We start from the raw sequence: 24,626 nt of genomic DNA, 5'->3' as shown, positions 1-24,626 counted from the left end.
CTTGAGCGGCTCGGCCGCCGGGCGGTCCACACCGGGGAGCCCGGGGGTGGGGAGCCGGCCGCTCCGCCGCGTACGCCTGCGCCCGTGTCTGCGCCCGTGTCTGAGGCCGCGTCCGAGGCCGTACCGCTGCCCGGTCCCGGTCCCGGTCCCGGTCCCGGTTCTGGCGCCGGCTCCGGTTCTGGCGCCGGCTCCGGCGCGGCCCGCACTCCGGCCGCTCCCGCCGTTCTCTTCCCCGCCCCCGCCCCGGTGCTCGCCGAACCCGCCGCCCGTCTGTTCGGGCGGCTTCATGAACCGCCCGGCACCGGGGGCCGGGGCGACGCGCTCCGGCCGCCCCGGCCCTGAGACCGGCCCTGAGACCGGCCCGTCCCGGCGCCGGGACCGGCCTTCGCGGCACCGCCCAGCCCCGCGGCCCTCGCCTTTCGCGACACCGCCCGGCCGGTGCGGGAGTGCTTGCGGCACCGCCCGTTCCCTGGGGCCGAAGACGCCCCCGGGCGGTGGTGTTCCACCGCCGGAGCGCCCTCCGGCACGGCCGCACTCCGGCGCGCGCCCGTTCCGCCGACGGCGGACGCATTGGCACTCCGCTTGACCGAGTGCTAATCGCAGTCATAGTCTCGGCTCTGGCACTCCCCAATGGAGAGTGCCAACACAGCGACGGGCAGGTCCGGCACCCGCGACGACGGATCCACCTGGTCGCCACCTCAGACAGTTAACCCCGTGAGATCTCCGAAGGGGGAGGTCGGATCGTGACGACCGCCAGCTCCAAGGTTGCCATCAAGCCGCTCGAGGACCGCATTGTGGTCCAGCCGCTCGACGCCGAGCAGACCACGGCCTCCGGCCTGGTCATCCCGGACACCGCGAAGGAGAAGCCCCAGGAGGGCGCCGTCCTCGCCGTCGGTCCGGGCCGCTTCGAGAACGGCGAGCGCCTGCCGCTCGACGTCAAGGTCGGCGACGTCGTGCTCTACAGCAAGTACGGCGGCACCGAGGTGAAGTACAACGGCGACGAGTACCTCGTCCTCTCGGCCCGCGACGTGCTCGCGATCGTCGAGAAGTAAGCCGAGCACTCTCCGCTTGTTCTTGAACTGCGCCCCTGGCCCCCGCTGACACACTCTGCACCGGGCGCTGGGGGCGCAGTATTTCGCAGCACGTCTCAGAAGAGGACAGAAACGCTCCCATGGCGAAGATCCTGAAGTTCGACGAAGACGCCCGTCGCGCCCTTGAGCGCGGCGTCAACAAGCTTGCCGACACGGTCAAGGTGACGATCGGCCCCCGCGGCCGCAACGTCGTCATCGACAAGAAGTTCGGCGCCCCCACCATCACCAACGACGGTGTCACGATCGCCCGCGAGGTCGAGCTCGACGACCCGTACGAGAACCTCGGCGCCCAGCTCGTGAAGGAGGTGGCGACCAAGACCAACGACATCGCGGGTGACGGCACCACCACCGCCACCGTGCTGGCCCAGGCGCTCGTCCGCGAAGGCCTGCGCAACGTCGCCGCCGGCGCCTCCCCCGCCGCCCTCAAGAAGGGCATCGACGCCGCGGTCAAGGCCGTCTCCGACGACCTGCTCGCCACCGCCCGTCCCATCGAGGACAAGACCGACATCGCCGCCGTCGCCGCGCTCTCCGCGCAGGACCCGCAGGTCGGCGAGCTCATCGGCGAGGCGATGGACAAGGTCGGCAAGGACGGTGTCATCACCGTCGAGGAGTCCAACACCTTCGGCCTGGAGCTCGACTTCACCGAGGGCATGGCCTTCGACAAGGGCTACCTCTCCCCCTACATGGTCTCCGACCAGGAGCGTATGGAGGCCGTCCTCGACGACCCGTACATCCTGATCAACCAGGGCAAGATCGGCTCCATCCAGGACCTGCTGCCGCTGCTGGAGAAGGTCATCCAGGCCGGTGGCTCCAAGCCGCTGCTGATCATCGCCGAGGATGTCGAGGGCGAAGCGCTCTCCACCCTCGTCGTCAACAAGATCCGCGGCACGTTCAACGCCGTCGCCGTGAAGGCCCCCGGCTTCGGCGACCGCCGCAAGGCGATGCTCCAGGACATGGCCACCCTCACCGGTGCCACCGTCGTCTCCGAAGAGGTCGGCCTCAAGCTCGACCAGGTCGGCCTGGACGTCCTCGGCACCGCCCGCCGCGTCACCGTCACCAAGGACGAGACGACCATCGTCGACGGCGGCGGCAGCAGCGACGAGGTCGCCGGCCGCGTCAACCAGATCAAGGCCGAGATCGACGCCACCGACTCCGACTGGGACCGCGAGAAGCTCCAGGAGCGCCTCGCGAAGCTGGCCGGCGGTGTCTGCGTGATCCGCGTCGGCGCCGCCACCGAGGTGGAGCTGAAGGAGAAGAAGCACCGTCTGGAGGACGCCATCTCCGCGACCCGCGCCGCGGTCGAGGAAGGCATCGTCTCCGGCGGTGGCTCCGCGCTCGTCCACGCCGCCAAGGTGCTGGAAGGCGACCTCGGCAAGCAGGGCGACGAGGCCACCGGTGTCGCCGTGGTCCGCCGCGCCGCCGTCGAGCCGCTGCGCTGGATCGCCGAGAACGCCGGCCTCGAGGGCTACGTCATCACCTCCAAGGTCGCCGAGCTCGACAAGGGCCAGGGCTTCAACGCCGCCACCGGCGAATACGGCGACCTGGTCAAGGCCGGCGTCATCGACCCGGTCAAGGTCACCCGCTCCGCCCTGGAGAACGCCGCCTCCATCGCCTCCCTGCTCCTCACGACCGAGACCCTGGTCGTCGAGAAGAAGGAAGAGGAGCCGGCCGACGCGGGCCACGGCCACGGCCACTCGCACTGATTTTTTTAAGGGCTCGGTTCGCCTCCGGGGCGCTGAAGACGAGTTCTTCAGTCGATCGTGCTCGGTCGCTCGTTCCTCGCGACCTGTGCGCGTTCTCCTTCCAGAACTCGCCGCGCCCCTTCGGCTCACTCGCCGTCAGGTCCTTGGGGGCGAGCGGGGGCGGCTCCTTGGGCGGGCCCGATCCGGTATCACCCGGGCGGGCCGTCCGCCTGGCCCTTCGGGGCGGGCGGGGTCCTGAGGAGTGAACCTTTTTAGTCCCTGGGCGGGCCCGGGAACCGGCGTGATGCCGGTTCCCGGGCCCGTTTCCGTTCCCCCCGAAGGATTGGTTACGCCGAGCGGTCCAGGGATTCCCTGGTCACCGGCTCCGCGAACGGCAGCCCGGTCGCGTACCGCTCCAGCTCGTCCAGGGCCAGATCCGCCATCCGGTACAGCTCGGTACCGAGCGAACCCGCGAGATGCGGCGTCAGCAGGACATTCGGCAGGGAGTACAGCGGCGAGTCCGGCACCGGCACCTCCGGCTCCGTGACGTCCAGCACCGCGTACAGCCGCCCCGACACCAGCTCCCGCAGCAGCGCGGACTCCTCCACCAGGGAACCCCGGGAGGTGTTGATCAGCGTGGCGCCGTCCGGGAGCAGCGCGAGCCTGCGGGCGTCCAGCAGATGCCGGGTCGCGGGCAGCTGCGGCGCATGCACCGAGACGACATCGCTCCGGGCGCACAGCTCGTCCAGGTCCACCGCCGCCGCGCCCGGCGGCGCGGGCGTATACGGGTCGTACAGCAGGACGTCCAGATCGAAGGGCCGCAGCAGTTCGACCACCCGCCGGCCGGTCCGGGACGCGCCGACGATCCCGACCGTACGGCGGTGATTGCCCGCCCCGGCCAGTTCGGCGCCCCAGTCGTGGGCCGCCCGCAGCTCCGCGTACCGCCGGGCCGACGGCAGGACCCGCTTCCCCGCGAACAGAATCGCGGCCAGCGTGAACTCCGCGACCGGCAGCGCATTGGCCGAAGCCGCCGAGGAGACCGCGATCCCGCGCTCCCAGCAGGCATCGGTGATATGCCCCTTCACCGAACCGGCGGCATGCACCACGGCCCGCAGCCGGGGTGCTGATGCCAGCGCGCCGGAGTCCAGCTCCGGCGCTCCCCAGCAGGTCAGCAGCACCTCGGCGGTCGCCAAGGCGTCCCGTACCGCGGGCGACGGGGTCCGCAGATCATGGGCGACCAGATCCGGGTCGGTCCGGGCCAGGGCGCCGAGCCGGACCCGGTGGTGCCCGGAGAGCAGCCGCCCGGCGACCCCCGGGCCCATGGCGAGCAGCACCCGGGGCCGCGCTCCGGCGGCCGGCCCCGGCCCGCGGGCCCCTGCCCCCGCGGTCACTGCGGCCCGTACTTCCGTCCCGTCCGGGACGTGAACCCGCCCACCAGCCCGCGCGGCGCCAGCTTCACCACACCCATCAGCGCCTTGTACCGCGGGTCCGGGATCGACACCGGCTTTCCACGGCCCAGATCGGTGAGGGCCGCCGCCACCAGCTTGTCCGCGTCGAGCCACATCCACCCCGGGATGTTGTCCGTCCCCATGCCCGCCCGCTCATGGAACTCGGTGCGCACGAAACCGGGGCAGAGCGCCATCAGCCGTACGCCCGTACCCGCCAGGTCCCGGCCCACGCCCTGGGTGAACTGGACCACCCACGCCTTGGAGGCCCCATAGGTGCCCCGGGGTACGAAGGCCGCCACCGACGCCACATTGACCACACCGCCCCGGCCGCGCTCCCGCATCGGCTCCACCGCCGCCGCGGTCAGCCGCAGCACCGCCTCGCAGTGCACCTTGAGCATGGTCAGCTCGTCGGCCATGGAGACTTCGAGGAACCGGCCCTTGTTCCCGAAGCCCGCATTGTTGATCAGCAGGTCCACCGGGTTTCTGCGGTCGCCGAGGCGCCGTTCGACGGCCGCGATGCCGTCCTCCGCCGACAGGTCGGCGGTCAGCACCTCCGCCTCGATGCCGTGCCGGTCGTGCAGTTCGGTGGCCTGCGCCCGGAGCCGTTCGGTGGAGCGGGCCACCAGGACCAGATCGCGCCCGTCGGCGGCGAGCCGGCGGGCGAACGCAGCGCCGATTCCCGCGGTGGCGCCCGTAATCAGTGCGGTCGTCATAACCGGCACGTTAGTGCCCCCGGCCGGATCCGGACGCACACGGTCCGGCGTACGGCCCGGAGCCGGAACGCCCCCGGACGGTCCCGCCCGGTCCTTTACCCGGCGCCCTGCCCCGCGTGCTGCCTGCGCAGATATGCCTCGGCCTTCTCCACCAGCACCGGGTTGAGCGCATCCCCGGCCGCCAGCAGCGACGGCAGCAGGTCCCGCTCGGTGCTCGCCGCCCGGAACGCCATGGCCACCGTCACCCCGTGGTCGGGACGGTGCACTATCTCGACCGGATCGCCCGCCCGGATCTCCCCGGCCTCGACGACCTTCAGATAGGCCCCCGGCTCCGCCTGCTGCGTAAACCGCTTCACCCAGCCCTTGCCGGTCAGCCCCAGCTCGTCCAGCCAGCCCGCGAAGGTACGGCAGGGGATCCGGCCGCTGGTCACCTCCAGCACCACCCGCTCGCCGATCCGCCAGCGCTCGCCGATCCGGGCGCCGCTGACATCCAGGCCGAGGGTGGTGAGGTTCTCGCCGAACGAGCCGTTGGCGATCGGCCGTCCCAGCTCCCGCTCCCAGAAGTCGAGATCCTCCCGGGCGAAGGCGTACACCGCCTGATGGGTGCCGCCGTGGTGCACCGTGTCGCGGACCAGATCCCCGGCCACCCCGCTGCCGTTCTCCCCGGCAGGCGCGCCGGGGTCGGCGACCCGGACCGGCCCCTCGGCCGGCCGCTTGTCGATCCCGGTGACCCCGCCGGGGGTGCTGGTGTACCCGACGGTCTTGGCGCGGCCCACATTCACGGTCAGTAGCTTCATGGACCAACGCTAAACCCCCGGGCCCCAAAGGATCCAGAGAGTAAGTCGCCCCGGACCCAAGAATCTCTTATATTCGAGGGATGATCGAGGCCCGTCATCTCCGAGTCCTGCGCGCGGTGGCCACCACCGGCTCCTTCTCCGCGGCGGCCCGCGCCCTGGGCTGCACCCAGCCCGCGGTGAGCCAGCAGATGAAGGCGCTGGAGGGCTCGGCGGGCACCCCGCTGCTGATCCGCACCGGCCGGGAGATGCGGCTGACCCAGGCCGGTGAGGCCCTGGTCCGCCATGCCACCGGCATCCTCGCCGGGCTCACCGCCGCCGAGGAGGAGGTCGCCGCGATCGCGGGACTGCGGGCCGGGCGGGTACGGCTGGTCTCGTTCCCGAGCGGCAGCTCCACCCTGGTGCCCACCGCGCTCGCCGCACTCCGGGCCGCCCACCCCGGCACCCGGGTCTCCCTGGTGGACGCGGAACCGCCGCGCTCGGTGGAGATGCTGCGCGAGGGCGACTGCGATGTGGCCCTGGCCTTCCGCTACGGCGACCGGACCGGGGCGGGCGGCTCCGGCGACCCCGCCGGGCCGGACACGGGCGCCCCGGGCCGCGGCGGCGACCCCGCCGGAACGGACACGGAATGGGACGACCTGGTGGTCCGGCCGCTGCTCTCGGACCGGCTGGTCGGCCTGGTGCCCGAGGGGCACCGGCTGGCCGGGGCCGGGACCGTCGCCATCGGGGACCTCGCCGGAGATCCGTGGATCGCGGGCTGCCCCCGCTGCCGCCGCCAGCTGGTCGACGTCTGCGAGAGCGCGGGCTTCACCCCCCGGATCGACTTCGCGACCGACGACTATCCGGCGGTCGCCGGGCTGGTGGGCGCCGGTCTCGGCGTCGCCGTCCTGCCCGAACTGGCGCTGGAGTCGGTCCGTGCCAGGGGCGCCGTCACGGTCGCGCTCGCGCCGCGGGTGGAGCGGGAGATCGTCGCCCTCACCCTGCCCGACCTCTCCCAGGTGCCCGCCGTGGCGGCCACCCTGGACCAGCTGACCCTGGCCGCCGCCCGCTGAACGGCACTCTGACGCCCTGACGCCCTGACGCATGAAGCCCTGAGGCCCGATGCCCGGACGGCCGGGCTGCCGCCCTGGTGCCCGGCTCCGCGACCGGCCGGGCGGCGGTGCGGACGAACAGCGGACGAGCGGCAGGCGTACAGCAGTGGGCGAAAGTCTGTGCGGAAACGTTTCTTCGCTTCCTGGGCGCGGTACGGGTCAATGTCGCGCCGGCGCCCCGTGGCTCCCGCCCGCGGCACCCGCGCCGCTCGTCGCCGGGACCAGCCGGTGCCGGGCCCGCCCCATCAGCTCCTCGCGCTCGTCCTCGGTCAGCCCGCCCCAGACGCCGTACGGCTCCCGCACCGCCAGGGCGTGGGCCGCGCACTGGGCCCGGACCGGGCACCGCATGCACACCTCCTTCGCCGAGTTCTCCCGCGCGCTCCGGGCGGCACCGCGTTCGCCCTCGGGGTGGAAGAAGAGGGAACTGTCCACCCCGCGGCAGGCGGCGAGGAGCTGCCAGTCCCACAAGTCGGCGTTGGGTCCGGGAAGGCGGGAGAAATCTGCCATGGCTTGCCCCTTGAATCCGTGCTCGGTGGGTCCGGTCGGGTCGGGCGGGCGCACCGCTCCGCATGCGCCGCTTCGAGATCCGCACCATGTCTCACGACCGTACATCTACTATCTAAGTAGATGTAAATATGATTCATTGGGAATCTAGCCCCAGACACTATCCAAAGTGAAGAAAAAGCATCTAAATGGGGCATAGCTTTCAGGTAAACCCTGCCGCCCGGACGGTTCCGCGAGGGGTGCGGAAGAGGTCCCGGGAACCCGTAACTCTTTCGAGTGACCGTCGTTGGTAGGTCGGAGGCGGTTGAAGGAACGACCGCTCGGGCACATGTCCGAGAGCGTTCAACCGCACAGGTGACGATACGTACCAGCCTGGAGGCTCAAGGTGACGCGCTTTAGCTGCGAGCGCCACGGAGGTCGGTCATGACTTCCGTCCTCGTCTGCGACGACTCCCCGCTCGCCCGAGAGGCGCTCCGCCGCGCGGTGGCAACCGTGCCCGGCGTCGAGCGCGTGACGACCGCGGCCAACGGCGAGGAAGTCCTCCGCCGCTGGGGCGCGGACCGCTCGGATCTCATCCTGATGGATGTCCGGATGCCCGGCCTCGGCGGGGTCGAAACCGTCCGGCGGCTGCTTTCGGCCGATCCGGGCGCCCGGATCATCATGCTCACGGTCGCCGAGGACCTCGACGGAGTGGCCCTCGCGGTCGCCGCCGGCGCCCGCGGCTATCTGCACAAGGACGCCTCCCGCGCCGAGCTGCGCGCGACCGTCACCCAGGCGCTGGCCGACCCGACCTGGCGGCTCGCCCCCCGGCGGCTGCGCTCGGCCGAGATGGGGGCCGCCCCCACCCTCACCGCGCGCGAGATCCAGGTGCTGGAAGGCATGAGCCACGGCCGCTCCAACGCCGAGATCGGCCGGGAACTGTTCCTCTCCGAGGACACCGTCAAGACCCACGCCCGCCGGCTCTTCAAGAAGCTGGGCGCCTCGGACCGGGCGCACGCCGTCGCGCTCGGTTTCCGCTGGGGCCTGGTCCGCTGAGGCCGTGCCCCCGGGCCGTGCCCGCGCACTGCCGCGCGGGGCACGGGTCCCCGGCGGCAATGCGTACCCCGCTCGCCGTACGGTGGTGGGCGGGGAGACGGAACGCACCGGGCGCCCGTTTCCCGCGCGATGCCGCATCCTTGAGATGTGGAGTTCCTCGGGGAGTCGGTCGAGCGGAAGGGGAGGGCGACGGCGATGAGTTCCGGCGCGCCTGCTCATAACGCTTCGGTGCACAACATGGGGCGCGGTGCCACGGACGAGCGGCCGCCGAGGCACCATGGACCGATGCGTGACGACAGAAGCACGGTGATCGGTGCACTCGTCCATCGCGCCGTCGACGGCGACGAGCGGGCCACGCACGATCTGCTCGCGCATGTTCACCCCCTTGCCCTGCGCTATTGCCGTACCCGGCTCAGCCGGCTGCCCGGTGATGCCCGTCACTTTGTGGAGGACCTCGCGCAGGAGGTCTGTGTCGCCGTGCTGATGGCGCTGCCGAAGTACCGGGACACCGGCCGCCCCTTCGAGGCCTTCGTCTTCGCCATCGCGTCCCACAAGGTCGCCGACCTCCAGCGGGCCGCCATGCGGCACCCCGGATCGACGGCCGTGCCCTCCGACGAGATGCCGGAGCGCCCCGACGACTCCCTCGGCCCCGAGGAGCGGGCGCTGCTCAGCAGCGATGCCGAGTGGGCCAAGAAACTGCTGGCCAATCTGCCCGAGACCCAGCGCGAGCTGCTGGTGCTGCGGGTCGCCGTGGGGCTCACCGCGGAGGAGACCGGCCAGATGCTGGGGATGTCGCCCGGTGCCGTCCGGGTCGCCCAGCATCGCGCGCTGAGCAGGCTGCGGGCCCTCGCCGAGCAGTAGCCGGCGGCCGGGCCAGGCCCGGAACCCCGTCCGGGCCCCGGACGGGTGTGCGTACGGCATTCGTACGAGGCCGGGAGCCCGCCCCTACGCCGTCCGCGGGGCCCTGTCCACCCGTGGGTACGACATGTGGACCATCGCACAAAGCAGCCAGGTGATCTTGGTCGTGGAATGAGACGGCGTCCCGGGCCGTTAGCATGGACATCCGCACCGATCAAGGCCATTTGGGGAAGGTGTCATGACCAACGTCGACGGAGTGCCCGAGAAATTCGCGACACTCGGGCTGACCTACGACGATGTGCTGCTGCTGCCGGGCGCCTCCGACATGGCTCCCGACCAGATCGACACCTCCTCGTACATCTCCAGGAACGTCCGGGTGAACATCCCGCTGCTCTCCGCGGCGATGGACAAGGTCACCGAGTCCCGGATGGCGATCGCGATGGCCCGCCAGGGCGGTGTCGGCGTACTGCACCGCAATCTCTCCATCGCCGACCAGGCCAACCAGGTCGACCTGGTGAAGCGCTCCGAGTCCGGCATGGTCACCGACCCGATCACGGTGCACCCCGACGCCACGCTCGCCGAGGCCGACGAGCTGTGCGCCAAGTTCCGGATCAGCGGTGTCCCGGTCACCGACCGGGGCGGCAAGCTGCTCGGCATCGTCACCAACCGCGATATGGCCTTCGAGTCGGACCGCAGCCGCCAGGTGCGCGAGGTCATGACCCCGATGCCGCTGGTCACCGGCAAGGTCGGGATCTCCGGTGTGGACGCCATGGAGCTGCTGCGCCGCCACAAGATCGAGAAGCTGCCGCTGGTCGACGACGCGGGTGTGCTCAAGGGCCTGATCACGGTCAAGGACTTCGTCAAGGCCGAGCAGTACCCGAATGCCGCCAAGGACGCGAACGGCCGGCTGCTCGTCGGCGCGGCCGTCGGTGTCGCCGGCGATGCCTTCGAGCGGGCCCAGGCGCTGATCGCCGCCGGTGTCGACTTCATCGTCGTGGACACCGCGCACGGCCACTCCCGGCTGGTCGGCGACATGATCGCCAAGATCAAGTCGAACTCCTCCGGTGTCGATGTCATCGGCGGCAACGTGGCCACCCGTGACGGCGCGAAGTCGCTGATCGACGCGGGCGCCGACGGCGTCAAGGTCGGTGTCGGCCCGGGCTCCATCTGTACCACCCGGGTGGTCGCCGGAATCGGCGTCCCCCAGGTCACCGCGATCTACGAGGCCTCGCTGGCCGCCAAGGAGGCCGGGATCCCGGTCATCGGCGACGGCGGCCTCCAGTACTCGGGCGATATCGCCAAGGCCCTGGTCGCGGGCGCCGACACGGTGATGCTCGGCTCCCTGCTGGCCGGCTGCGAGGAGTCTCCGGGCGAGCTGCTGTTCATCAACGGCAAGCAGTTCAAGTCGTACCGCGGAATGGGGTCCCTGGGCGCCATGCAGTCCCGCGGCGAGCAGCGCTCCTTCTCCAAGGACCGCTACTTCCAGGAAGGTGTCGCCTCCGACGAGAAGCTGGTGCCCGAGGGCATCGAGGGCCAGGTTCCGTACCGGGGTCCGCTCTCCGCCGTCGTCCACCAGCTGGTCGGCGGACTGCGCCAGTCGATGTTCTACGTCGGCGGGCAGACGGTCCCCGAGCTCCAGTCCCGGGGCCGCTTCGTCCGGATCACCTCGGCGGGGCTCAAGGAGAGCCACCCGCACGACATCCAGATGACGGTCGAGGCGCCGAACTACAGCCGCAAGTAACCACCGCACACCGGCACCCGGTCTCCGTTGCCCCGTGACGGCGTGCGGGCCGTCACGCCCGGGGAGGGGCGGTACGGGGCGTTCCGACGGAACGCCCGGCCGCCCCTCCGTCATGCGTCGGGGATACTGGTGGGTGCTGACACAGAGGGAAAGGCCCAGACAAGGTGACTGAGATCGAGATCGGGCGCGGCAAGCGCGGACGGCGGGCATACGCGTTCGATGACATCGCCGTCGTACCGAGCCGGCGTACGCGGGACCCGAAGGAGGTCTCGATCGCCTGGCAGATCGACGCCTACCGCTTCGAGCTGCCCTTCCTCGCCGCCCCCATGGACTCCGTGGTCTCCCCGCAGACCGCCATCCGCATCGGCGAGCTGGGCGGCCTCGGTGTGCTGAACCTCGAAGGCCTCTGGACGCGCTACGAGGACCCGCAGCCGCTGCTCGACGAGATCGCCGAGCTGCCCGAGGAGACGGCGACCCGCCGCCTCCAGGAGATCTACGGCGCCCCCATCAAGGAGGAGCTGATCGGCCAGCGGATCAAGGAGGTGCGCGACTCGGGCGTGGTCACGGCCGCCGCGCTCTCCCCGCAGCGGACCGCGCAGTTCTCCAAGGCCGTCGTCGACGCGGGTGTCGACCTGTTCGTGATCCGCGGCACCACGGTCTCCGCCGAGCACGTCTCCGGCGCCGCCGAGCCGCTGAACCTGAAGCAGTTCATCTACGAGCTGGACGTCCCGGTCATCGTCGGCGGCTGCGCCACCTACACGGCGGCCCTGCACCTGATGCGGACCGGCGCGGCCGGTGTCCTCGTCGGCTTCGGCGGCGGCGCCGCGCACACCACGCGCAATGTCCTGGGCATCCAGGTGCCCATGGCGACGGCGGTGGCGGATGTCGCCGCGGCCCGCCGCGACTACATGGACGAGTCCGGCGGCCGTTATGTCCACGTCATCGCCGACGGCGGTGTCGGCTGGTCCGGCGACCTGCCGAAGGCGATCGCCTGCGGCGCGGACTCCGTGATGATCGGCTCCCCGCTGGCCCGTGCCACGGACGCGCCGGGCCGCGGCCGCCACTGGGGCATGGAGGCGGCGCACGAGGACGTGCCCCGCGGCAAGCTCGTGGACCTCGGCATCGTCGGCACCACCGAGGAGGTCCTCACCGGCCCCTCGCACACGCCGGACGGTTCGATGAACTTCTTCGGCGCGCTGCGCCGGGCGATGGCCACGACGGGCTACAGCGAGCTCAAGGAGTTCCAGCGCGTCGAGGTCACCATCGCGGACTCGCAGCACAAGCGCTGACCCGCACCGCCGGGCAGCCCAAGCGCTGACCACCGCTGTTCCAGGGCCCGGTCCCTTCGGGGGCCGGGCCTTCGGCGTACCCCCTGAAAATCACAACCGGTTCGCGGCGCCTGCTGGAGTGGCGCCGCGGGTGTCGAGGAGGAGCTGGGCCTTGGCGGCCAGGCCCTGGAGGTCGTAGGTGTGGTGGTGCTGGAGGAGGACGGTGAGGTCGGCGTCGGCGGCGGCTTCGTAGAGGGCGTCGGCCCGGGGGACGGGCACACCGCCGACCTGCCATTCGGGGATGTACGGGTCGTGGTAGCCGACCGTCGCGCCCAGTTCGGTCAGCCGGTGGGCGATTTCGGTCGCGGGGCTGCCCTGGACCTCGGCGATATCCGGTTTGTAGGTGATGCCGAGCAGCAGCACCCGGGCGCCGCGGGCCGATTTGCCGTACTCGTTGAGGAGGGCGGCACAGCGCCGGGTCACATAGCCGGGCATCCGGTCGTTGATTTCGCGGGCGAGGCCGGTCAGCCGCAGGCCGGTGCCGGTGGTGGGGGAGCCACCGGAGCGCAGCAGGGTGCCGGGGTCCGGCGGGGCGCCGTGGCCGCCGACGCCGGGGCCCGGGCGGAAGGCCAGAAAGCCGTACGGTTTGGTCTCGGCGCAGCGGATCGCGTCCCACAGGTCGACGCCGAGGTCGTGGCAGAGCACCGCCATCTCGTTGACCAGCGCGGTGTTGACCTGGCGGAACGCGCTCTCCAGTAGTTTCACGGTCTCGGCCTCGCGGGGGCCGCGGGCCCGGACGACCTTCTCGGTGAGGCGGCCGTAGAAGGCGGCGGCGGCCTCGGTGCAGGCGGGGGTGAGGCCGCCGATGACCTTGGGGGTGTTGGCGTAGTCGTGGGTGCGGCTGCCCGGATCCACCCGACCGGGTGAGTAGGCGAGATGGAAATCGCGGCCGGCCCGGAGGCCGGAGCCCGTTTCGAGGAGGGGGCGGAGGAGGGTCTCGGTGGTGCCGGGCTGGACGGGGGATTCCAGCAGGACCGTGGTGTGGGGGCGGAGCCGGGCGGCGAGGGTGCGGGCGGCTTCGGCGAGTGCGGTGAGGTCGGGCTCGCCGCCGGGGCCGAGGGGGGTGGGGACGCAGAGGGCCGCGGTGCGCACCCGGCCGAGTTCGGCGGGGTCGGTGGTGGTCCGGAAGCCGCCGGTGACCATGCGGCGGACATCGGCGGGGGTGCGGCCGGCCGCGGGTTCGGCGAGCCGGCGGGGGTCGGGGTCGTAGCCGACGGTCGCCAGACCCGCGGAGACGGCGGCCTGGGCCAGGGGGAGGCCGTCGTGGCCGAGTCCGATGACGGCGAGATCTGCGGGCATGGTGTGGCCGTCCTTCCCGTAACCGGTGGGGGGAGTTCGCGCAAGCCGGGTGGGCGGAATGAGCGAGTGCAATGTCAGACTAGGCGTAAATATGACCGTTATGTCGGATTGTGCGGGTGTGGGACACGGAGTGTTATCCACAGGCGGTGGCTGAAGTCGCGGAGTGCGGACAGAATCGATGGTGTGAGTCCGGCCGGATCATGAAGTGACGCAGGCCGGGGCCCGGGCCGGAGTCCGGCCGCCGCCCTGCGTGCGACCGGCCGGGACGGGCGAACCGGCCGGAGTGCGGTCCGGCCGGGTTGCCGGGCACGGCGCATGGGCGCGGTGGGCGCGGGCACGCGCACACGAGGGCCCCGCGCCGGTCCCGCGGCGGCGTTCCGGCGCCGCGGGGCGGTACCCCGGGCGGGGACAGGACCCCGGCGGGGCGGACGGGGGCGACGGGAGGCACGCAGTGAAGACAGCGGCACTTGGACCCGAGGAGCGCGCCGCGGCGCTGGCCGCCATGGCGGAGCGGGAGCTGGACGTTCTGGTCGTCGGTGCGGGTGTGGTCGGCGCCGGGACCGCGCTGGACGCGGTGACCAGAGGGCTCTCCACCGGTCTGGTGGAGGCCCGGGACTGGGCCTCCGGCACATCGAGCCGGTCCAGCAAGCTCATCCACGGCGGGCTGCGCTATCTGGAGATGCTGGACTTCGCGCTGGTCCGCGAGGCGCTCAAGGAGCGCGGACTGCTGCTGGAGCGGCTGGCCCCGCATCTGGTGAAGCCGGTTCCGTTCCTCTATCCCCTTCAGCACAAGGCGTGGGAGCGGTTCTACGCGGGCGCGGGCGTCGCCCTGTACGACGCGATGTCGGTCTCCTCCGGCCACGGCCGGGGCCTGCCCGTCCACCGGCATCTCTCCCGGCGGCACGCGCTGCGGGTGGCGCCCTGTCTCCGGAAGGAGGCCCTCGTCGGTGCCCTCCAGTACTACGACGCCCAGATGGACGACGCCCGGTTCGTCGCCACTCTGGTGCGGACCGCCGCGACCTACGGCGCCAAGGTCGCCAGCCGGGCCCGGGTCATCGGCTTTCTGCGCGAGGGCGAACGGGTCGTCGGCGCCCGTGTCCAGGACGTGGAAGGCGGCGGGGAGTACGAGATCAGGGCCCGTCAGATCGTCAATGCCACCGGGGTGTGGACGGACGACACCCAGGCACTGATCGGCGAGCGCGGCCAGTTCCATGTCCGCGCCTCCAAGGGCATCCACCTCGTCGTCCCCAAGGACCGCATCCACTCGACGACCGGGCTGATCCTGCGCACCGAGAAGTCGGTGCTGTTCGTGATCCCCTGGGGCCGTCATTGGATCGTCGGCACCACGGACACCGGCTGGGACCTCGACAAGGCCCACCCCGCCGCCTCCAGCGCCGATATCGACTATCTGCTGGAGCATGTGAACTCGGTGCTGGCCGTCCCCCTCACCCGGGACGACGTCCAGGGCGTCTACGCGGGCCTGCGGCCGCTGCTGGCCGGGGAGTCGGACGCCACCAGCAAGCTCTCCCGGGAGCACACGGTCGCCCACCCGGTGCCCGGTCTGGTCGTGGTGGCCGGCGGCAAATACACGACGTACCGCGTGATGGCGAAGGACGCGGTCGACGAGGCGGTGCACGGCCTCGACCAGCGGGTCGCCGCCTGTGTCACGGAGGAGACACCGCTGGTCGGCGCCGAGGGCTATCCCGCCCTGTGGAACAAGCGCGCCGGGATCGCCGCCCGGACGGGCCTTCATGTCGTCAGGGTCGAGCACCTGCTCAACCGTTACGGCTCGCTGGCCGAGGAGGTGCTCGCGCTGATCGCCGCGGACCCCGCCCTCGGCGAGCCGCTGACCGGCGCGGACGACTACCTGCGCGCCGAGATCGTCTATGCCGCCTCGCACGAGGGCGCCCGCCATCTCGACGACGTCCTCACCCGCCGGACCAGGATCTCCATCGAGACCTTCGACCGCGGCACCCGCAGCGCCCGTGAGTGCGCGGAGTTGATGGCGCCGGTGCTCGGCTGGGACTCCAAGCAGATCGAGAAGGAGGTCGAGCACTACGAGAAGCGGGTCGAGGCGGAGCGGGAGTCGCAGCGGCAGCCGGACGACCTGACGGCGGACGCGGCCCGGCTGGGCGCCCCGGACATCGTTCCGCTCTGAGGTCTCGCCCACCGGGACCGGGCGGTGCCGCGGCCTCCGCCGCCGTTTGCGCGCGCCGCCCGTCCCGCCGTTCCCACCGGTGTTGTTGCCGGCTGCGCGCGGTTCCGTTTCCGCTCCCGGCCGGTTTCCCTCCGGGGGTGTTGCGGCCCGCCGCCGCCCCCGGCCCTGCCGGGCCGTTTCCGGAGGTCCGGGAGGCCGTTGCCGTTCCGGATGCCGGACCGTTGCCCCGTACGGGGTGGGGGCACGGCGGGTTCCGTACTACCCTCGCCACCACCCTCGGGGAGCGGGGCGCGGCGAACGGGATCACGAAGAGACCCTGAAGAGACGCCCTTCCCGGAGTGAGGGACAATGAATGCTCTGCCAGGGCGTGTTACCGCATCGCGCGGGAGCGACAGGCGCGGGCGAAGACCAGGGATCGCAGAGGGGACGCATGTCGGAGGCAGAGCAGTCGCGGAAGCCCCAGCGGGACGGCTCCGAGGAGCGTGCGTCTGCGGCAGTGCAGAACGGCGGCGGATCCGGCGCCCGGTCCGGTGCGGACGGGGGCACCGGCGCGGACCGTGCGGCGGCCGGGGCCGGAGCGGCGGGCGCCGTGGCCACGGACACCGCGGCCGGCGGCACCGCGGCCGGTGAGCCTGCCGGTGCGGAGGGCGGCGGCAGTGCGGCGAAGACCGGATCCCGGTCCGGCGCCGACCCCGTGATCGGTACTCAGGCCGACCGGCGGGCCAAGGAGAAGCCGTCCGCCGAAGAGTCCGCTGCGGATTCCGGCGCGGATTCCGGCGCGGAGGACGAAGCGAACACGGCCGACGCGACGGACCCGGCGGACCCCGCGGACACGGACGGCGGTCCGGAGCGGGCCGGGCAGACGTCCGGGCAGCCTTCCGCGGCCGGATCCGGCGCCGTGAAGTCTTCCGGAGCGGACGGCGGGACCGGGACGGCGGACGAATCCCCGCGCCGGGCCGGAGCGGACGACCGGGAGAAGGCGCCCGGCGGCCCCGCCGGACGCGGTGGCGCGGCGGACGGCGGCAGGCAGGGCGGGACCGCACGGAGCGGTGCCGCCGCCCGTGGCTCCCGGCCGGGCTCCGGTTCGGGTTCCGGTTCCGGGTCCGGCGACTCGGAGGGGCGGCTGCTCGCCGGGCGGTACCGGCTGGGCGGAGTGCTCGGCCGGGGCGGTATGGGCACCGTATGGCGCGCCGAGGACGAGACCCTCAGCCGGACCGTTGCGGTCAAGGAGCTCCGCTTCCCCAACCAGATCGACGAGGACGAGAAGCGACGGCTCATCACCCGGACCCTGCGCGAGGCCAAGGCCATCGCCCGGATCCGTAACACCAGCGCCGTCACCGTCTACGACGTGGTCGACGAGGACGACCGCCCGTGGATCGTGATGGAGCTGGTCGAGGGCAAATCGCTGGCCGAAGTGATCCGCGAGGACGGCACCCTGACGCCCCGCCGGGCCGCCGAGGTCGGTCTGGCGATACTGGACGTGCTCCGCTCCGCGCACCGCGAGGGCATCCTCCACCGCGATGTGAAGCCGTCGAACGTGCTGATCGCGGACGACGGCCGGGTCGTGCTCACCGACTTCGGTATCGCGCTCGTCGAGGGCGACCCCTCGATCACCTCGACCGGCATGCTCGTCGGCGCCCCCTCCTATATCTCGCCCGAGCGGGCCCGCGGCCAGCGGCCCGGCCCCGCCGCCGACCTCTGGTCGCTGGGCGGGCTGATCTACGCGAGCGTCGAGGGAGCCCCGCCGTACGACAAGGGCTCGGCGATCGCCACCCTGACCGCCGTCATGACCGAACCGCTGGACCCGCCGAAGAACGCGGGCCCGCTGGAGGAGGTCATCTACGGGCTGCTCGCCAAGGACCCGGAGCAGCGGCTCGACGACGCCGGGGCCCGGGCGCTGCTGGTCCGTGCCCTGAGCGCCCCGGACGTGCCCGCGGAGGCCCCGCTCGCGCCCGACGCCACCCGGGCCATGACCCTGCCGACGATCCCGCCGCCCGAGCCGCGGACGCCGCCGCGCCCCGGCGGTGACCGTACGGGCGGTCCCGGGCGGCCCGTCCGCGCCGCCGCCCCCGCGGCGGCGGCGAGCGCGGCACACCCGCCCCGGCAGCCTGCGGCGCCCCTGACGGACGTGGTGCCCCGCCGCACGCTGGTCCTGCTGGCGGTCGGCATCGTGCTGGCCGTCCTCGGCACCGTCCTCTATCTGACCATCGGCAACGACGGCAACGGAGACGCGGCCAAGGACGGCGGTACCGGTGGGACCACCACCTCCGCCGGCGCCCCCACCGGCAAGGACGCCAAGGAGACCGGGGGCGGCGCCGGGCAGGAGAAGACCGGCGGGACCGAGCCGGACGGAAAGACCGACGGCAAGGGCACGGCCGAGGGCGCCACGGGCAAGGACGGCGCCACACCCGGGGCGTCCGCGCCCCCGGCGGGCAAGGACACCGGCAAGGACGCCGCCCTGCCCACCGGTTACGCGGTGAAGAGCGACGACCAGTTCCGGTTCACCATGGCCATGCCCGGGAACTTCAGCCGGACCAACATAGCCGGGACCAACTCGGGCGGTATCTACAACACCGCCCGGGGCTCCTTCCCCCGGGTCCAGGTCGACTTCAACGGCAAGCCGGGCAAGGACGCCGTCGCCGCCTGGGAGAACGCGGTCGGCCCGACCCGCTCCGCCAGCACCAACTACCAGCACATCGGTATCAAGGCGGTCCAGTTCAACGGCTACCGGACCGTCGCCGACTGGGAGTTCGAGCGCGACCACGACGGCAAGCGGATGCGGGTCCTCAACCGCGGCTTCGTCGTCGACGACAAGCGCGGCTACTCGATCATGGTGTCCTGTCCGGTCGCCGAGTGGAACGCGACGGCCTGCAAGACCCTGCGGGAGACCGCGTTCGCGACATTCAAGCCCAAGGACTGAGCGGGTACACGTATCGTGAGAAGGCGCGGACGGCAGGCACCGCAAGGCACCTGAGGGCGCCGCGGACCGGCCGGCCGACCGGCCGGTGGCAGGAGGGGAGGCGATATGGACGACTACGCGGGCAGGGTGCTCTCCGACCGCTACCGTCTGCCGCTGCTCCCGTCCGACGAGTACGAACCCGCCGAACTCCGCGCCTTCGACACCTACAGCGGCCAGGAAGTGCTGCTCCGTCAGGTGCCGCTGCCGGAGACGGTGGACGCGGAGTTCGTCGGCCCGGACGAATTCCCCGGCCCCGCGGGCGGCACCGGGGCGCCGCGCGCCGGGCGCGCCCCGGGACGTACCGCCGCCGGGCCCACCGACCCCGCGGTGCTGCGGGCCGTCGAGGCCGCCAGGGCCGCCGCGCAGGTGCCCGACCATCCCCGTCTGGACCAGGTCTTCGACGTTTTCGCCGAGGACGGTTCGCTCTGGATCGTCAGCGAGTGGGTCGAGGCCCGTCCGCTGGCCGCGTTCCTCGCCGAACAGCCGCTGACACCGTACCGGGCCGCCGAAGTCGCCTCCGATGTGCTGACCGCGCTGGGCGCGGTCCACGCGTACGGCTGGATCCACCGCAACGTCACCGCACGCACGGTCCTGGTCTGCGAGGACGGGCGTGTCGTGCTCACCGGCCTGGCCGCCGGAGCGGCCGAGGAGGCCCTCTGCGGCTATGCGCCGGTGCCGGCCGCCCCGCCCCCGGCGCCCTACGGGGACTGGGAGTACGGGGCGGGGGAGCCCGGCCACTTCCCTGACCACGAGGGCGAGGCCGGGGACGAGGGCGAGTACGAGGCCGCGCCGGACGAGGACGACGGGGAGTACGAGGGCGACGAGTCGTACGAGGGCGAGTTCGCCGACGACCCCGACACGGACACCGACACCGACACCGGCCCCGGCGGGGACGGCGGCCGCGGTGGCCCGTGGCCGCCCGCGCCGGACGTGCGGGCCGCCCGGGCGGGTGCCATAGCGGCCTACCGCGCGGGCGCGGCCGCGGCGGGCCGGGGCGGCGACGAACGCTCCCCGGTCCGGTCCGGCGACGACCCCGACTGGTGGGCCCGTAAGCCAGCCCCGCCGGGCGCCTCCGGCGCAGGGTCCCAGGGGCCGGCCGACCCCGGGCCGCCCGGAGCCTCCGGTGTTGAGGCCGCGGGCGGGCGTCCCGCGCTGCCGGGTCTCCCCGGCCCGTCCGGCGCGGGCTCCTCGCCGTCCGGGTTCGCCGTGCCGCCGGGCTCCGGTACCCCCGGTGCCGGTTACCCGGGCACGGATCGGCCCTCCCTTCCCGGCGGGGCAGGGGCGCACCCGGGGACGTACGGCCCCGGACCGGCCGCCCCCGCCCGTACCGAGCACGAAGGCCCCCGCTACCACGACCATGTGACCCCCGGCGACGCCCCCGCGGAGACGCCCGGCGGGCACGCTCCGCACCACCACGACCCGTACGGGCACGTGGCGTACGGACGCGATCCCTACGGCCCCGAAACCGGCACCGGCTCCGACGGCTCCGAAACCGGCACGGGCACCGCGCCCGGAACCGCGCCCGGAACGGGCACCGCCGGGCCGGACGCCGCCGGGCCCGCGCATCTCACCGGGGTCTGGCAGGACGGACTGCTGCCCTCGCCGGACGGACCGCGTCCGCTCCCCGCGGGCGGCACCCCCGCGCCGCCCCCGCTGCCCGTCGTCCCCGACCGCAACCCCCACCGGTACAGCGACCCTTACGGAGTCCGCGTCCTGCCCCCGGCGGGCGGCCCCGCGGCCCCGGCCCCCGGCGGGCTGCCCGCCCTCCCCGTCGCCCGCGCCGGACGGCCCGGCGGCGCCCCGGCACCCGGCGACGACCACTCCGCCCCGCCCCCGGCCGCGGCGGCGCCCCCTGCCGGGTGGGACCGCGGCGGCGCGGGTCCCGAGGCGCTGCGCGCCGACGCCCGGCGCGAGCCCGCCGCCGGTCCGGTCCCGGCCCTCCCCGCCCCCGGCCGCTGGGACGCGGAGCAGGCCCCCGCGGCGCCCGCCCACCGCGGCCCGGCGACCCCGCTCGCCGCGGAGCGCGCCCGGCAGGCCAGGATCACCGTCGTCGGCGCTGTCACCGAACGCTGGGCGCCCGAGCAGGCCGGACCCGTCCACGAGAACTGGCAGCTCGCCGCCCCCGTCGGCCCCGCCACCGACCTCTGGGCCCTCGGCGCCCTGCTCTACCGCTCCGTACAGGGCCATGCCCCCTATCCCGAGGACAGCGCCGCCGAGCTGGTGCAGCTGGTCTGCGCCGAGCCGCCCGCCTTCGCCGAGGAGTGCGGTCCGCTCCGCCCGGTCGTCGAATCCCTGCTCCGCCAGGACCCCACCGAACGCCCCGACACCGAGGAACTCCGCGGCTGGCTGCGGTCCCTGGTCCGCTCCGCCCCCGAGCCCGACGCGGGCGCCGATGTGGTGGCGCTCCCCGCCGCCCCGCCCGGCGGCGGCACCCGGCTGCCCATCGTCCGCCGCCGGGGCGAGCTGGTCCGCAGACGCCGCGGCGGATCCGCGGAGGTCGTCCAGGGCCGGCACCGCCACAAGAAGCCCCGCGCCCGGCGCGAGCAGGCCCCCGGATCACTGGGCCGGAAACTGCTGCTCGGCGTGCTTCTGCTGCTCACCGGCGCGGTGCTGTACGCGGTGCTGTTCCTGCCCGAGGCCGGCGAGACCGACGGCGGCACCCTCCCGCAGGGCAACCCCCGGCCCACCCCGAGCGGCGGCGAGAGCCCCGGCGCCGAGCAGCCCCAGACCTCGACCCCCTCCGGCGGCAACACCGCGTCCGGGAAGCCCGGTACGGCGGCCCCGGACAACCCGGCGCCCGGCTCCGGCCCCCTCCCGAAGGGCTATGAACTCCGCACCGACCCCGAGGGCTTCGCCGTCGCCGTCCCGCAGGGCTGGCAGCGCCGCCCGATGAACGACGCGGGCCAGATCCGCTACGGCGACGGCGACTACACCCTGCTCGTGGTCCCCGGCCGGGACCGCGTCCAGGACGGCGAGGACCCTCTCGTCTACCAGCGCGACCGGCTGCGCGAACTGGAGCCGTTCCGGAGCTCGTCGTGGTCGACGTCGAGCGGGCTGCGCCGGATCGAGGTCGGCCGGCGGGTGATGGCCGAGGGCCAGTACACCTGGCAGGACAGCAGCGGACGCGAGGTGTACGTCCGCAATCGCGTCGTCGTCATCGACGGCCGCTACCACGTGCTCCAGGTCCTCGGCCCCGCGGACCGCCGTGAGAAGGTGTCGGAGGTGTACGACCAGGCCGTCGCCGTCTACCGGACGAAGAGTTGACGGACCGTCGGCCGCCGGCGACGGAGCCGGCACGGTCGTCCGCCCGCTCCTCCGCAAGCTGTGGAGGTCCGCGCACGAGGAACCGTTTACTTTCCTTTTGCCGTCCCTCCCCATGGCCCGGGTGACGTTCCGTCATTCGCGCGGAACGCCGCAACGGCGCGGTGAGTTGCCGAACGGGCGCCGCCGCGGCACAAGCGGACGGGCCGGGCCGGCGGGGACAGCGGGGCAGCGGGGGTTGCCAGTGCAGGGATGACGGGCGGGGAGACGGCGGGGACGTGGAGAACACGCAGAACGCGGGCGGGGCGCCGGTGCTCGCCGGCCGCTATCGGCTGGGCGATTGCATCGGCAAGGGCGGCATGGGCCGGGTCTGGCGCGCGCGGGACGAGGTGCTGCACCGGGTTGTCGCCATCAAGGAGCTGACCGCCGGTATCTACGCGGCCGAGGCGGACCGGGCCCTGCTGCACCTGCGGACGCAGACGGAGGCCCGGGCCGCGGCCCGGATCACCCACCCGTGCGTCGTCACCGTCCACGACGTCCTGGAGCACGACGACCGCCCGTGGATCGTGATGCAGTACGTCGAGGGCCGTTCGCTCGCCGACGAGATCAAGAAGTCCGGCGGGATACCCCCGCTGGAGGTGGCCCGGATAGGGCTGCGGGTGCTCGGCGCCCTGGGCGCGGCCCATGCCGCGGGTGTCCTCCACCGGGATGTGAAACCGGCCAATGTGCTGCTGGCGCGGGACGGCAGCGTCCTGCTCACCGACTTCGGCATCGCGGCCATCGACGGCGATACGACCATCACCAGGACCGGCGAGATCGTCGGGTCCATCGACTATGTGGCACCGGAGCGGGTCCGGGGCGCCGACCCCGGCCCCGCCTGCGATCTCTGGTCCCTCGGCGTGACGCTGTACGCGGCGCTGACCGGGGTGTCGCCGTACCGCCGTACCTCGCCGCTGGACACCATGCGGGCCGTGGTGAGCGAGGAGCCGCAGTGCCCGGCGGAGGCCGGTCCGCTCGGCCCGGTGGTGATGGCGCTGCTGGGCAAGGAGCCGGAGGCCCGGCCGACCGCGGCGGAGGCCGAACGGCTGCTCGCGGCGGCCGTCGGCGAGTTGGAGGGTACGGGAGGGGTACCGGGCCCGGACCGCCCGGTCACCGGGGCCACCGCCGTCCTCCCGGGCGGCTCCGCACCGGGCGGCCCGGGCCCGGGGGGCTCGGGGACCGGCGGCTTCGGTACGGGTGGCACCGGCACCGGCGGTTTCGGTACGGGGAGTTCCGGCACCGGCTTCGGTGGTTCCGGTACCGGCGGCTTCGGCACCGGTGGGTCCGGTCCGGTTGCGGCCGGCTTCGGCAACGCCGCCGGTGATGCCGCGGGCCGTACCGGTGGTGGTACGGGAGCGACCGACGTCCTTGCGCCGGAGCCCGGGCGGGGCACCGGCCGCGACACCCGGCCGGACGGCGGCGGAGTTCCGCACCCCGTGCCCGCCCCCACGACCACCACGGCCGCGGCCCCGCCGGTCCCCCCGGCCGGGCCGCCGAACGGCCGCCGCGGCCGCCGGGCGGCGAACCGGTCCGGCGGGTCCGGCAGGTCCGGGGGGTCCGGCGGGCGCCGCACCCGGCTGATCGCCCTCGCCGTCGCGCTCGCCGCCTTCGGCGGAGCGGTCGCCGGAATACTGGCCATGCGGTACGCCGACGCCGACGGCGGCGACGACCCCGCCACCGGGACCGGCAAGGACTCCGCCGCCACCGCGGGGGTCTCGCCCGGCCCCGGCACCCCCGGCAAGGCCGCCCCCTCCACCGGCTCCTCGGCCGCCCCGGGGGAGCAGGTACCGGACGGCTGGAAGCGGGTGAAGGACCCGCTCGGCTTCTCCCTCCTCCTGCCGGACAAATGGCAGCGCATCGCCGAGAAGGACAACCAGGTCGACTACTCGCCCGACGGCGGCCTCCACCGGCTGCGGATCGGTATCACCGAGACCCCGCCCTACCCGGACCCGTACGACCACGCCGTCGAACTGGAGCGGTCCCTCGGGAAGCTGCCGGAGTACGAGCGGAAGGCCCTGGAGCGGAACACCTTCCAGGGCCGGAAGGACGCCGCCCTGCTGGAGTTCACCTGGACGGAGAAGGGCAAGTTCGCCGGGCCGCGGCGCGCGGTCGACCAGCTGTACATCGACTCCGGCGGGACGGAGTACGCGCTGTTCCTCGCCGGACCCGCGGGGAGCTGGGAGTCCGTCAAGGAGGACTTCGACCGGATCCTGGAGGGCTGGCGGGGTCGCGGCGGCCTGTGACCGCCGGCGGGCCCGGCCCGGCCGGTCCCGGATTCCTCCGCGGGTGCTCTGTCACGGCTCTGCATCCGCTGCCGGTGACCGGTGGCATCCGCGCGTACCGGCCGCACAGGATGTGGGCATGACGAACGACGGAGGACGGGCGAGCGAGCCCACCAGCTTCGAACTCAGGCCGCCGGACGCCGCCGTGACCCCGGCTCCGGTGCCGGTGCGCGAGCCCGCCGCCGCTCCGGCCGTCCCTCCGTCCCCGGCCGCGTCTCCGTTCCCCGCGGCGGTCCGGACCCCGGTCCCGGCGGCGCCCGGCCCGGAGTCCGCTCCCGGGTCCGTACCCGCGACCGCGCCCGGCCCGGAGTCCGCTCCCGGGTCCGTACCCGCGACCGCGCCC

At 73.4% G+C, this 24,626-nt stretch carries 16 protein-coding genes and 1 pseudogene; 12 read left to right on the top strand and 5 right to left on the bottom strand.

The genetic code is table 11. The features are described 5' to 3' along the window. Positions 1–743: 743 nt before the first annotated feature. Both groES and groL read left to right on the top strand, forming a co-directional pair. On the top strand, positions 744–1,052 hold the full coding sequence (gene groES, locus ACWDR0_RS08385; RefSeq protein WP_006347174.1) for a co-chaperone GroES: 309 nt from the start codon (positions 744–746) through the stop codon (positions 1,050–1,052). A gap of 119 nt (positions 1,053–1,171) precedes the next feature. Further along, positions 1,172–2,794, top strand: a complete 1,623-nt coding sequence (gene groL / locus ACWDR0_RS08380; protein ID WP_456350873.1) for a chaperonin GroEL — start codon at positions 1,172–1,174, stop codon at positions 2,792–2,794. Positions 2,795–3,120: 326 nt separating this feature from the next. On the opposite strand, the gene ACWDR0_RS08375 is transcribed toward groL, so the two are convergent. The 3 genes from ACWDR0_RS08375 to ACWDR0_RS08365 all read right to left on the bottom strand — a co-directional run bounded on the left by ACWDR0_RS08375 (position 3,121) and on the right by ACWDR0_RS08365 (position 5,731). Further along, complete coding sequence (locus ACWDR0_RS08375; protein WP_456350953.1) at positions 3,121–4,095, bottom strand: hydroxyacid dehydrogenase; 975 nt, start codon at positions 4,093–4,095, stop codon at positions 3,121–3,123. Positions 4,096–4,160: 65 nt separating this feature from the next. Beyond that, a complete protein-coding gene (locus ACWDR0_RS08370; protein ID WP_456350872.1) occupies positions 4,161–4,934 on the bottom strand; it encodes an SDR family NAD(P)-dependent oxidoreductase in 774 nt (257 codons plus the stop codon). Between the two features lie 95 nt (positions 4,935–5,029). Beyond that, positions 5,030–5,731: an MOSC domain-containing protein gene (locus ACWDR0_RS08365; protein WP_456350871.1), complete on the bottom strand. Its 702-nt coding sequence runs from the start codon at positions 5,729–5,731 to the stop codon at positions 5,030–5,032. Between the two features lie 80 nt (positions 5,732–5,811). Between ACWDR0_RS08365 and ACWDR0_RS08360 the strand changes: the two genes are divergently transcribed. Then, positions 5,812–6,780 (top strand): LysR family transcriptional regulator, encoded by a 969-nt coding sequence (locus ACWDR0_RS08360; RefSeq protein ID WP_456350870.1) that lies wholly within the window; start codon positions 5,812–5,814, stop codon positions 6,778–6,780. A gap of 198 nt (positions 6,781–6,978) precedes the next feature. Here ACWDR0_RS08360 and ACWDR0_RS08355 read toward each other — a convergent pair whose 3' ends face one another. Continuing rightward, complete coding sequence (locus ACWDR0_RS08355; RefSeq protein ID WP_456350869.1) at positions 6,979–7,326, bottom strand: WhiB family transcriptional regulator; 348 nt, start codon at positions 7,324–7,326, stop codon at positions 6,979–6,981. Between the two features lie 420 nt (positions 7,327–7,746). On the opposite strand from ACWDR0_RS08355, the gene ACWDR0_RS08350 reads away from it, so the two are divergent. The 4 genes from ACWDR0_RS08350 to ACWDR0_RS08335 all read left to right on the top strand — a co-directional run bounded on the left by ACWDR0_RS08350 (position 7,747) and on the right by ACWDR0_RS08335 (position 12,246). Beyond that, complete coding sequence (locus ACWDR0_RS08350) at positions 7,747–8,358, top strand: response regulator transcription factor (RefSeq protein WP_003948568.1); 612 nt, start codon at positions 7,747–7,749, stop codon at positions 8,356–8,358. A 285-nt stretch (positions 8,359–8,643) separates the two neighbouring features. Beyond that, positions 8,644–9,219: a sigma-70 family RNA polymerase sigma factor gene (locus ACWDR0_RS08345; protein WP_006347167.1), complete on the top strand. Its 576-nt coding sequence runs from the start codon at positions 8,644–8,646 to the stop codon at positions 9,217–9,219. Positions 9,220–9,454: 235 nt separating this feature from the next. After that, positions 9,455–10,957, top strand: coding sequence for an IMP dehydrogenase (gene guaB, locus ACWDR0_RS08340; RefSeq protein WP_456350868.1), 1,503 nt, complete (start codon positions 9,455–9,457; stop codon positions 10,955–10,957). 164 nt (positions 10,958–11,121) lie between these two features. Further along, a complete protein-coding gene (locus ACWDR0_RS08335; protein ID WP_456350867.1) occupies positions 11,122–12,246 on the top strand; it encodes a GuaB3 family IMP dehydrogenase-related protein in 1,125 nt (374 codons plus the stop codon). A gap of 90 nt (positions 12,247–12,336) precedes the next feature. On the opposite strand, the gene ACWDR0_RS08330 is transcribed toward ACWDR0_RS08335, so the two are convergent. After that, positions 12,337–13,584, bottom strand: a complete 1,248-nt coding sequence (locus ACWDR0_RS08330; RefSeq protein ID WP_456350866.1) for a nucleotide sugar dehydrogenase — start codon at positions 13,582–13,584, stop codon at positions 12,337–12,339. A 451-nt stretch (positions 13,585–14,035) separates the two neighbouring features. On the opposite strand from ACWDR0_RS08330, the gene ACWDR0_RS08325 reads away from it, so the two are divergent. From ACWDR0_RS08325 to ACWDR0_RS08305, 5 genes and pseudogenes are all read left to right on the top strand, one after another. Continuing rightward, positions 14,036–15,742 carry a glycerol-3-phosphate dehydrogenase/oxidase gene (locus ACWDR0_RS08325; protein ID WP_456350865.1) on the top strand — a complete coding sequence of 569 codons (1,707 nt, stop codon included), beginning with the start codon at positions 14,036–14,038 and terminating at the stop codon, positions 15,740–15,742. A 430-nt stretch (positions 15,743–16,172) separates the two neighbouring features. After that, a complete protein-coding gene (locus ACWDR0_RS08320) occupies positions 16,173–18,662 on the top strand; it encodes a protein kinase domain-containing protein (protein WP_456350864.1) in 2,490 nt (829 codons plus the stop codon). Positions 18,663–18,767: 105 nt separating this feature from the next. After that, positions 18,768–21,965, top strand: coding sequence for a protein kinase (locus tag ACWDR0_RS08315; protein ID WP_456350863.1), 3,198 nt, complete (start codon positions 18,768–18,770; stop codon positions 21,963–21,965). Positions 21,966–22,240: 275 nt separating this feature from the next. Then, on the top strand, positions 22,241–24,244 hold the full coding sequence (locus tag ACWDR0_RS08310; protein WP_456350862.1) for a serine/threonine-protein kinase: 2,004 nt from the start codon (positions 22,241–22,243) through the stop codon (positions 24,242–24,244). A 118-nt stretch (positions 24,245–24,362) separates the two neighbouring features. After that, a pseudogene (locus tag ACWDR0_RS08305) lies at positions 24,363–24,626 on the top strand (serine/threonine protein kinase); the annotation flags it as partial.

The sequence above is a fragment of the Streptomyces sp. NPDC003691 genome, from assembly GCF_053981115.1.
The sequence above is the reverse complement of the archived record's forward strand: the minus strand, read 5'-3'. Positions and strand labels throughout refer to the sequence as shown.

Coding starts and splice junctions, on each gene's coding strand:
- ACWDR0_RS08320 (WP_456350864.1), top strand. CDS start 16,173: ATGTCGGAGGCAGAGCAGTCGCGGAAGCCCCAGCGGGACGGCTCCGAG.
- ACWDR0_RS08370 (WP_456350872.1), bottom strand. CDS start 4,934: ATGACGACCGCACTGATTACGGGCGCCACCGCGGGAATCGGCGCTGCG.
- ACWDR0_RS08350 (WP_003948568.1), top strand. CDS start 7,747: ATGACTTCCGTCCTCGTCTGCGACGACTCCCCGCTCGCCCGAGAGGCG.
- groL (WP_456350873.1), top strand. CDS start 1,172: ATGGCGAAGATCCTGAAGTTCGACGAAGACGCCCGTCGCGCCCTTGAG.
- ACWDR0_RS08375 (WP_456350953.1), bottom strand. CDS start 4,095: ATGGGCCCGGGGGTCGCCGGGCGGCTGCTCTCCGGGCACCACCGGGTC.
- ACWDR0_RS08355 (WP_456350869.1), bottom strand. CDS start 7,326: ATGGCAGATTTCTCCCGCCTTCCCGGACCCAACGCCGACTTGTGGGAC.
- ACWDR0_RS08315 (WP_456350863.1), top strand. CDS start 18,768: ATGGACGACTACGCGGGCAGGGTGCTCTCCGACCGCTACCGTCTGCCG.
- ACWDR0_RS08360 (WP_456350870.1), top strand. CDS start 5,812: ATGATCGAGGCCCGTCATCTCCGAGTCCTGCGCGCGGTGGCCACCACC.
- ACWDR0_RS08330 (WP_456350866.1), bottom strand. CDS start 13,584: ATGCCCGCAGATCTCGCCGTCATCGGACTCGGCCACGACGGCCTCCCC.
- ACWDR0_RS08345 (WP_006347167.1), top strand. CDS start 8,644: ATGCGTGACGACAGAAGCACGGTGATCGGTGCACTCGTCCATCGCGCC.
- guaB (WP_456350868.1), top strand. CDS start 9,455: ATGACCAACGTCGACGGAGTGCCCGAGAAATTCGCGACACTCGGGCTG.
- ACWDR0_RS08365 (WP_456350871.1), bottom strand. CDS start 5,731: ATGAAGCTACTGACCGTGAATGTGGGCCGCGCCAAGACCGTCGGGTAC.